This is a genomic window from Candidatus Pantoea deserta, from assembly GCF_003813865.1.
Lineage (GTDB): Bacteria > Pseudomonadota > Gammaproteobacteria > Enterobacterales > Enterobacteriaceae > Pantoea > Pantoea deserta.
In genome coordinates, this window is the sequence record NZ_RMVG01000039.1 from 1 (window position 1) to 8771 (window position 8771).

9 protein-coding genes and 1 pseudogene are annotated in these 8771 nt (G+C 53.3%); all 10 read right to left on the reverse strand.

Features of this window, described 5'->3' with window-relative positions; all coding sequences use genetic code 11:
- Positions 1-210: 210 nt before the first annotated feature.
- Positions 211-600, reverse strand: coding sequence for a hypothetical protein (locus BBB56_RS22980; RefSeq protein ID WP_123803212.1), 390 nt, complete (start codon positions 598-600; stop codon positions 211-213).
- A 666-nt stretch (positions 601-1266) separates the two neighbouring features.
- Positions 1267-1644, reverse strand: a pseudogene (locus tag BBB56_RS22985) (methyltransferase); the annotation flags it as partial.
- Positions 1645-1818: 174 nt separating this feature from the next.
- Positions 1819-2166: an addiction module toxin RelE gene (locus tag BBB56_RS22990; RefSeq protein ID WP_123803213.1), complete on the reverse strand. Its 348-nt coding sequence runs from the start codon at positions 2164-2166 to the stop codon at positions 1819-1821.
- Positions 2167-2189: 23 nt separating this feature from the next.
- Positions 2190-2417, reverse strand: coding sequence for a type II toxin-antitoxin system Phd/YefM family antitoxin (locus tag BBB56_RS22995; RefSeq protein WP_123803214.1), 228 nt, complete (start codon positions 2415-2417; stop codon positions 2190-2192).
- 562 nt (positions 2418-2979) lie between these two features.
- Entirely contained in the window at positions 2980-3198 is a 219-nt protein-coding gene (locus tag BBB56_RS23000) for a hypothetical protein (protein WP_199756303.1), read from the reverse strand.
- 90 nt (positions 3199-3288) lie between these two features.
- Entirely contained in the window at positions 3289-4665 is a 1377-nt protein-coding gene (locus BBB56_RS23005) for a DUF3560 domain-containing protein (RefSeq protein WP_123803215.1), read from the reverse strand.
- Between the two features lie 729 nt (positions 4666-5394).
- The gene (locus BBB56_RS23010) at positions 5395-5754 is read right to left on the reverse strand and encodes a hypothetical protein (RefSeq protein WP_123803216.1); all 360 of its coding nucleotides are present in this window, start codon (positions 5752-5754) and stop codon (positions 5395-5397) included.
- Between the two features lie 233 nt (positions 5755-5987).
- Positions 5988-6365: a DUF5983 family protein gene (locus BBB56_RS23015; protein WP_123803217.1), complete on the reverse strand. Its 378-nt coding sequence runs from the start codon at positions 6363-6365 to the stop codon at positions 5988-5990.
- A gap of 466 nt (positions 6366-6831) precedes the next feature.
- A complete protein-coding gene (locus tag BBB56_RS23020) occupies positions 6832-7599 on the reverse strand; it encodes a reverse transcriptase domain-containing protein (RefSeq protein ID WP_123803218.1) in 768 nt (255 codons plus the stop codon).
- Positions 7600-8281: 682 nt separating this feature from the next.
- Entirely contained in the window at positions 8282-8683 is a 402-nt protein-coding gene (locus BBB56_RS24070) for a plasmid SOS inhibition protein A (RefSeq protein WP_505541179.1), read from the reverse strand.
- Positions 8684-8771 lie beyond the last annotated feature (88 nt).

Below are 8771 nucleotides of genomic sequence, written 5' to 3' on the forward strand. Positions count from 1 at the left end.
CACGGCCCCGGAACGGCACGCCACGGTGCCGGGCCGGTCCGCAGCGGCCACGTCCTTTTGTGGCCAGTGAACGCGCGGGCGAAAGCCCGCTGCAGGGATTGACCTGCCGTTCGCCAAGATTTGGTAAAACCCCTAGCCCTGTATTACTGGCATTAAAAAGCCGCTTCAGTAGCGGCATGTTAAACGCGTTAAATCTCACTCGCGGCTGTATCACTCGACAACATAGCGATGGAACAGGTAGCTGATCAGCAGCACTAATACAATCGCCAGAAACTGATAGCCGCCTACCCCGTACCACGGCCTTTCGTCGAAAAAGCCCATTTCCCTGGCACGTCCTACCACACTGCCGAACTGCTCTTTATCTGCCATATAATTAAGAAAGGGGAACGTCCCGGTGATAAACCATGCCGCCAGTACGCCGTTAACCAGCCATTGCGGAAAAATGTCGATAAAGTCTGACAGGCCGCCGCCGTGAAATGAAGAACGCCGCGCGTCACTGAAAAAGTAATACCAGATCGCTACGCAGAGCGTCCCCCAGATAATGATTGCAAAAACCCACGCTTTAAAAAAATTTACCCCGTCGTAAATCGTATCAAGCATGTTACCGCCTCCTTTTTGGCCCGACTGATTAGCAGGGCTTATTTAACCATCTTTTCCCTGAAAATTCCCGGTCTGCTATGAGCTGGCACTAACGGTTTCTGAACATTCGGTAAAACTCCGGTAAAGGCAGGTTTTCCCTGGTGCGATCTACCGCCAGCGGAGTTTTTATTCTTGCTTTTTTACAGATTTCACATTGGCAATGTGGAGTTAGAAAATGTTATTTCTGACATTAAGCCAGTGTCCGCTTTTCGCCCATAGCGGACTGTAAGCAGGCTGCTGAGGCTATCCTTGCCCTTGCCATCAGACCCTAGCCGTCAGGCCCGAACCTGAAGGGTTAGGCGGAGCTTACCGGCGCAGCCGGTTAGCGCAGTGGGGCTGACGACCCGGCAGCGCCGGGGAGCCGAAGGGGGCCATCAGGCTGTTCATGCTTTTGACCTTCAGGGTCAGGAAACCGGAAAATCAGCTGCGCGGCACAACGGACAGCAGCAGGAAGCAGAGAGAGAAGACCGTGAGACAGCATCCAGGAGAGAGAAAGCGCAGGGGAAGGAAGAGTAACCGCCGTGGCGGCGAAGCCGCCGCAGCCGTTATTAGCCGCCGTGGACGTTTGCGGACCAAGCTGGTGGCACTAATTCGGCCCCGCTCGCGCGAAGCCGGTAAGGCAGGTGATCAGGCATCAATGCGGACAATCATTGTTGAAACGTCCGTATAAGCGAATGTCCCGCGTGGCAGCACCTCCTGATGCGTCGCAATATCCTTAAATTCTCGCTGCTGACGCGGACCGTTTGCGCAGACCGCCATCAGGTTACCGCCCGGCGCCAGCATTTTCAGCGCGTGCCGGATGTGCTTCAGATCGTCGCCGTGGCGAAAAGGCGGATTCATGATAATCCGGTCATAAACGGCCTGCGGGGCGCAGCTCAGAAAGTCCGCGCAGGTCACGGCCACTTCAGGAAAAGTGGCGCTGAGATGTTCAGCCAGCGCTGCGTTCATTTCCACGCACTGGCATATTACATCCGGCACGGCCGCAAGCACCGCGCGGACAATGGCGCCGGTCCCGGCGCTCGGTGAGTATTTGCATTCACTTGACTACCCGTTTGCAAATTACTTGGTCATTACCAACTAAAAATCATGCTTAGATAGAAGGTCTACTCAAGTTAACAATCGGCTGGTAAAAAATCGCAGATAAAATTAAAGCCACTAAAGTGGCTTCATTCATCTGCTTTACAAAGCGATTAGTCTCTCGAAAAGACACTGAATGACTGACTGTCGTTTGCCAAGAATGACATGGGCAGTTAGTTCCTCCTGTTCTGTATCGTAGGAGTAAAGGATGCGATAACCATCCCTGGTAATACATTCACGATAACGGTCACAGCCTAATTCAAGCAAGTCAGGTGAAATCTGACAACTCTCAGGGAAAACATCAACTTTCTTTTCAAACTCATCGAGTTGTTTATTAAGTATTTCTTTTGGCTCTTCAACACTGGTCGAAAGAAAATTCAAAAGATTGCGAGCAGTGAGTTTGAACGTTTCGGTGTAAATAACACCTTTTTTTGTGTTGCTTTTAGGCATGTGCCCTCCAGTCATAGCAAGTATTAAAGACTTGCCATTAACTGGTCACGACTATACGTGCGTCCCTCGCTTTTGTCCTTTTCAGAGATAGTTAAGAGTTTCAGCAATGCGATTGCATTATCTCTTTTCAAGCGCTCTTCATACGACTCAACAACATAAGCGGGCACACCGTTTTGTGTGACCAATAATGGCTCTGTAAGATCAAGCACCGCGGCGTGCTTTTTCAGATAACTAATGGTTTCGACTCTCATAGTCTTTCCTCTTAATAAACCTCTATTTAACGAAGCAACTCATTTCATTTGAGTATCATTTAACTCCGTGCTGACGCTAAGTGGTCAACAAATCATCGGCACTTAAGCCGCTTTTAGTTCAATCATCATATTGTGACCCCATCCGCATGGGGTTACCCGAAGGTGGTCTTAATTTAGACCTAATTAAGACCAATGTCAACCCTCAGCATGTTTTGTTTTAGTGGGCAAGTTTTTTATGGTTTTACGAAACCAAAATGTGGGGCGTTCACCTTCACTACTACGAAGGGCACGTTTTAACATCCTCTGAACACTGGTGAGGATGTGGGTAGATGCCCATGATTCCTATGACGATGAAGGGCTAAGCCCCAAATATAAAGGACCTCAATGAGCTAAAAGCGGACATTGCTAACAGCAGTCTGTGTGAATCAACAGGGAGCAGGTCAAACGAACCATTCACGTTTATAAAGTCCCTGACACTTCAACTTCCCCTTTTGGCACACAGTAGCGCCTCAAACAGGCATCACTCAGCCATCAGCGGAGCGAAAATTTTTGTTGGCGATGGTCAAGTAAAATGCAAATGGGTAGTCAAGTAATATGCAATTACGCAGCTCGGCTCCAGCACCCGATTACCCGGCCGGATGTCGGCCAGAGCGACAAGCTTCCGGCACACCAGGTTGGACGAAACAAACAGCTGTGTATCTGCATGCACCCGGGCCACGGGCTGCAGGCCGCTGAGTTTCTGCTGCATCTGCGCAATTCGCGCGCTGAGTTCGGTACGCATTTCTCGTTCTCCCGTGCCGGCAATGCCGGCACTTTGTATATTCATCTGTATATACATAACCTCCCCAGCGCCGCCGGGGAGCACTGGCTTTTAACGCGGTATTTCAATCGTCTTCGTGTCAGTGATATAAACCGGTGACAGGGTGTAGCCCGTGGACATCACTCGGCGGATGCGGTAGGCCTTGTGTTCGTCACCGGCCGCAATCCCTTTCACCTGCTTAAAATCAGCGTGCTTTTTGCTCCACTGCTCCTTAGTCATGTGCTCAAAGCCTTCCCCCGGATAGTTCACAATCGGCGGACGCTTTGCGGCCGCCTTCGCCGTTTTTGCTTCCTCTGCGCTGGGCGCTTTGTATTCCGTAATGCGATCGGGCGTGATGGTGATGACGGCACCGTTTCCCCGTGACATGAATGAATACTCAGGCGTAACCAGCGAGCTGATTTTTCCGCCGCTGCGGTTTACGCGGATGATTGTCAGCCACTCCCCGCGACTTTTAACCTGCCCGCCCGGCACCATTTCGGTATCTGAGGCCAGCACGCCGCCGTGTTCATCCAGCATGGCGCGCTCGTAAGCGATGCGGTTGCGATAATGCGCGGTCCAGCGGCTTAAGCGCGCAATGGTGCGTTCATGGCACGGAATGCAGATGTCCCGGGCCTGTTCGGCGGTAATAATGTCGTCTTCAAGGGCTGACCAGATGCTGCGGCTGCCTTCATACTGGCTTTTTTCCGGCGGTCGCGGGTACTTCGCCAGGGTAAAGCAGCAGTGAAGGTGATCGACGCCTGCAATAACAAGAGCCATTGCCCGGTCAAGGTTCGCGGACGACCAGAGTTTGATAAATTTCTGCACGTCCTGAAGCCGGCGCTCAGCCTTACGCAGGTCGGCCTCAATCTTTTTGATCCGGCGCCAGCGCACGTCCGGCCGCTCCTTGTAAGCAGCATGACGCAGTGACGCCTCAGCCCGGCGCTCCCAGTATCCCGAGGTTTCAAACAGGTTGACCGCGCGGCGCATGCCGTTTTCAATTTTCTGCGCGTGCTTACGCGCGCGGCGCTCGCTGTGGTGTCCGACCAGAATCGGCTGGCCGAAAGGAATGGCCGAAGCCAGGCTGTCCACAGCGGCCAGCGCCTGCTCTGATTCGGCGGCGCGCTTTTCGCTGTACTCTTCGAAGCGCTCCGCACGTTCCTCCTGGCGGTCAAAGAGCGACTGATCTTCATCCTCAATTTCACCGGCCAGCTCGATCAGCAGGTCTTCGCGATCGGGCGTCCACATTGGCGCAACAAAAAGCCCCTGACGCGGCGCATGCTTAAAGCCTGCATCCTTTACGCGTTTATACGTCTCCTCATCGAGGCGGTGCAGTGGGTAAAGACGCAGCTTGTTATCATCAGGCGAATACGTTGCGCGGTAGTTTTCGCAGTTAAAAAAAGATGATTCTTTAGATTCTGAAGCCGTGGTGTTGACGTTCTGCTGTGACATGTTGTGTCTCCCGTGTGGTTTAAGTGATGTTTCTCTGAGTTCCTCGCCGTGAGGGCAGAACGGGCGCGCGGGCATCAGGCTGAACGCAGGGGGAAACGGCAAAGCCGCAGCCCGCAGGGACCGGGTGCAGCCGTTTAGCGCGCGACCCTTGCGTGAAGACGCCCGGGTGCCAGGTTTCTGCACGGCGAAGGGGCTCAGGGGAACAAAACACAACGCGGAAGGATGAACAGGGCACGGCCCCGGAACGGCACGCCACGGTGCCGGGCCGGTCCTCAGCGGCCACGTCTTTTTTGTGGCCAGTGAGCGCGCGGGCGAAAGCCCGCTGCAGGGGTTGACCTGGACCTTGCCATCAGACCCTAGCCGGCAGGCCCGGAACGCTTCGCGGTCCGGCGGAGCTTACCGGCACAGCCGGTTAGCGCAGTGGGGCTGACGACCCGGCAACGCCGGGGAGCCGGAGGGGGCCATCAGGCTGTTTATGCCGTTGACCTACTGGGAGAAGCAGCTGCAGCACAACCGCAGAACGGAGAGCAGCAGGAAGCAGAGAGAGAAGACCGTGAGACAGCGTCCCGGAGAGAGAAAGCGCAGGCGAAGGGAGATGACCGGTGCGTCAGCACCGGTTACTTCCGGCCCGCAGGGACGCCAGGATTTTATGCGATGCCGGCAGCGCCTTCATGCGGATCAGAACGAAAGCCGATTCAGGCAGGCGCGGGCCTGCCTGTGTTTAATTACTTACGGACGGAAGCTCAGCAGCCTAGCTATCAGCCCTCTGGGAGCTTCCGGGCCGGCGGGCGTAAAGAGCGGTGCAGCATCCACACGGGCGCGTATCGTCAGCTGATCGACCACGTCATTCCATGCCCACTCTTCGTCATCAGGCTCTGATACCACATAGCAGCGCAGCTTATGGCCAGAGGCCGCTGCAATGCTGCGCGCGAGGTTCAGCAACCAGGCTGCTCCTTCGCCCGGGTATGCGTCAGTGATGAACTGCCCGTTAATGTAAAACGCCTCGGCGCCCGTGTTCAGCGTTATGTGACAGCATGGGCCCAGCACACGCACAATCTCACCCTGCGATACCGGAAATGCATTACTCATCCCTTTCATACCTGACCTCCCTGTAATTTTCTGACCGTGGCCATAAAGCATGGCCAGTCACTGAACCGCATCGCCGGCATGCTGGCAGGTCTGCCCTCGCGGTAAGCCTGCGCAAAACGCTGCGCCTGCATTTCTACTTTCTTACTGTAACGCATCAGTTAACTCCTTCGCTTCTGCTTTAACCGGCGCGTTTGCTGCCGCGCCGGTGCTTTTGACGGCATGACTGCCGTGTTTTACCAGTCGTAAGTTACAAAACCCGGCTGGATGTCTGCGTCGCGGTCGAAATGGAACATGCGCGTGCCGGACAGCCGTGAGACCGTCTCCAGCAGGTAACAGAGGCTTTCCGAAATACCCTGATTACGCAGCCACCGGAGCCTGCCCCCCTCGGTGTCGAGACAGATAAAGTGCCCGTAACCCGTATCGTGTATCCACATCCAGGCCCCCTCCCCTTTCTCTGAACGACGGGCGAGCCAGTAAAACAGGCCGCTGTCATCCTCAGTCATGTGCGCGGTGCTCAATATCAGGCATTTTTCGATGCCGGAGGCGGCCTGCCCTCCCCCCCATCTTTCCGAGGGTTCCTGAGCGGCGGTGTTGACGTTCTGTGTGTGCATTCCAGTTCTCCTTTGGTTAGTTAACTCATCTCTCGTCGGGACCTTTCGCGGCAAAGGGCGTGCACGCGACGGCGATCGGACAAAGCAGGGCCGGCGAAGCCGTACACTTCAGCCTTGCTTTTTCCGGACGACGGTGCGAAACCCGGCCCTTCGCGAGAGAGCCGGTGAGAGATGACCAACGGTAAGACAGGGAATGAACACACCCGGCGCGCCGTTCAGGCGTGACGACATGAAAGCGGCGGCGGTCGTATGCCGGCGCGGTGAAGGCACGGGCGCAGGCCCGCTGCAGCAGTTAACTGTTAAAGCCATCAGACCCTAGCCGGGAGGCCCGGAACGCCACGCGGTCCGGCGGAGCTTACCGGCTCTGCCGGTTAGCGCAGTGGGGGTGACGACCCGGCAGCGCCGGGGAGCCGGAGGGGGCATACTTCTCATTTTTATGGCTTTACAACTTCCCTGAATAAAGGTGTCACTTGAATAACCTGGCTTGTTCTTTGTTAACACTACCAACGTATGAAGCTATACCTTTTTTTTCAGGCGGGTGCGAACTGGATATATAGGCTTGCAAAAAATCAACAATCCTTTTAGCTGATATACGCAGTGAGTTTTGGCTAAGTTCTAAATTAAATACATTCACGATTGTTGATGGAAGCTGAGTTTTTGACCGGTTCACCGTATAACCTGACTTAACCAACGCTTCATTGACAGCTTTAAAAGTATCTTCCAGCCTTCCTAAATCATTACCTGAAAGAAGGATGTCATCCATATAGATACTTACATATATATCACCAGATTTACTGATGTTTTTAATAATATTCCCACAAAAGGATTGATGGAAACAGAAACTTGCCAGAATTGGTGACTGTGGATAGCCATATGGAATCACATGCTTCAATCCATTGCCGTTTTGGTTTTTCACGGTTGATAACTTGGCGATTTTTCTCGCTTTGTCATAGGGAATCAAATTCCCTAGCGCTCTTGTTATGCGACTTTGGCTGGTGGCGCCAAAAAAATCTTGTATATCGATCAATGCAAAGTATTTTTTCTGAACATGATGATTTGCAGCCGCAACATGACCACCTTCTCTCAGGTGAAACATATAGGGGGGGGATTTCCATTTTGATCTGATATAAGCGTGTATTAGCTTTCCTTGCTTTAACGTAGCCTCATTAGGTATATAAACCCAGCGGCCCGGCTTTATCTCAAACTTATGAAGCCATTCATTTTCTGTATTCATAAAAAAACAAGTAGTTAGGGACTATGTTGAAGAGGCTCAACACCTTCTCAACGAAAGTCCACGACTCGTTGATAAAGGCCAGGACTGCTGTAGCAATCCCGAGCACTTCAACTAAGCCGATTTTATGTTGTTTAGACATAGATCGTTCTCTCTATACAATCCTGACGATTCTTAGCGCAAGCGCATAGCCCAAACTAATAACGCTACGCCCCCTTAAGAGGCGATAAGAAACCTTTGGCAACCCCAAGTAGCGAGAAGCAGCGTATAGCCGCCCGCCGCGACGAACGGTAGCCGTCGGTATGTCGAATAACGACGAGTACAGAGAGGCCGGATAACCGGCTAACGTCAGGAGTGTACAGGTTACACCTTGAGTGAAAGATAAGGAACTGTTTAGCGTTTGCGATCTACGTAAGCAACACGCCCTCACTATACATCCCCTATCACCCGTCAACATTGGAATGTAATCCATTGAATCATAAATAGTCGGATTCTTTTGTACATCCCCAAAAAAAAGACGATGCCGTGAAGCATCGTCAAAACGGATTTGCCATCAATGTGTATCCCTGGTGAAGGATTTGAACACTATCGGCGCCACAGCCTCAAACATTAACAGGTCTGACCGGTCGAGATATTCTGTCTTCATGCAGGCGCAGACAGTTGACTGACAGAATGCTCTCTATTCTCAATCAGTCCGGGCACGCTGGCGCCACATCCAAGTCATATCCAGCAGATCGTTCACCCGTACGCCACGACGCCGCCAGTGCGAGTACCATTGCCGGTATGTGCGAACTGACTGGCTGGCCAGCGCCGTTTCGGCCTCACAGATAAGTCTTTCCAGCACTTCAGCCTGGTGCATCATTGCCAGTGAAGTTCGTCGTTCTGACGCTACAGAAGCGGGCCGCCCGATATTCTCAGGCAGGCTCAGCAACGTGAGTACAGGGGGGCATGCGTTATCCTTTCTTGCTGCCATCCTCGCCTGGGCTACAGACTGCGCAGGGCGTGAAAATACATTGTGCAGCCTGCAGACCCTGTGCCGCTGACGATAAAGGGGAGGCGCTGAAGGTACTATCATGACGGTATTCATACGCGCGCTCCTTTTCTGCCCAGTACCGCCACGATTTCCGCTGGCGTAATGCCCGCTGAGACCATCTCTTCAATGCGCGTCAGCAGCC

What these genes read in the sequence shown, in the direction of transcription:
- BBB56_RS22980 (WP_123803212.1), bottom strand. Translation starts at nt 600, where the DNA reads ATGCTTGATACGATTTACGACGGGGTAAATTTTTTTAAAGCGTGGGTT.
- BBB56_RS22990 (WP_123803213.1), bottom strand. Translation starts at nt 2,166, where the DNA reads ATGCCTAAAAGCAACACAAAAAAAGGTGTTATTTACACCGAAACGTTC.
- BBB56_RS22995 (WP_123803214.1), bottom strand. Translation starts at nt 2,417, where the DNA reads ATGAGAGTCGAAACCATTAGTTATCTGAAAAAGCACGCCGCGGTGCTT.
- BBB56_RS23000 (WP_199756303.1), bottom strand. Translation starts at nt 3,198, where the DNA reads ATGCGTACCGAACTCAGCGCGCGAATTGCGCAGATGCAGCAGAAACTC.
- BBB56_RS23005 (WP_123803215.1), bottom strand. Translation starts at nt 4,665, where the DNA reads ATGTCACAGCAGAACGTCAACACCACGGCTTCAGAATCTAAAGAATCA.
- BBB56_RS23010 (WP_123803216.1), bottom strand. Translation starts at nt 5,754, where the DNA reads ATGAGTAATGCATTTCCGGTATCGCAGGGTGAGATTGTGCGTGTGCTG.
- BBB56_RS23015 (WP_123803217.1), bottom strand. Translation starts at nt 6,365, where the DNA reads ATGCACACACAGAACGTCAACACCGCCGCTCAGGAACCCTCGGAAAGA.
- BBB56_RS23020 (WP_123803218.1), bottom strand. Translation starts at nt 7,599, where the DNA reads ATGAATACAGAAAATGAATGGCTTCATAAGTTTGAGATAAAGCCGGGC.
- BBB56_RS24070 (WP_505541179.1), bottom strand. Translation starts at nt 8,683, where the DNA reads ATGAATACCGTCATGATAGTACCTTCAGCGCCTCCCCTTTATCGTCAG.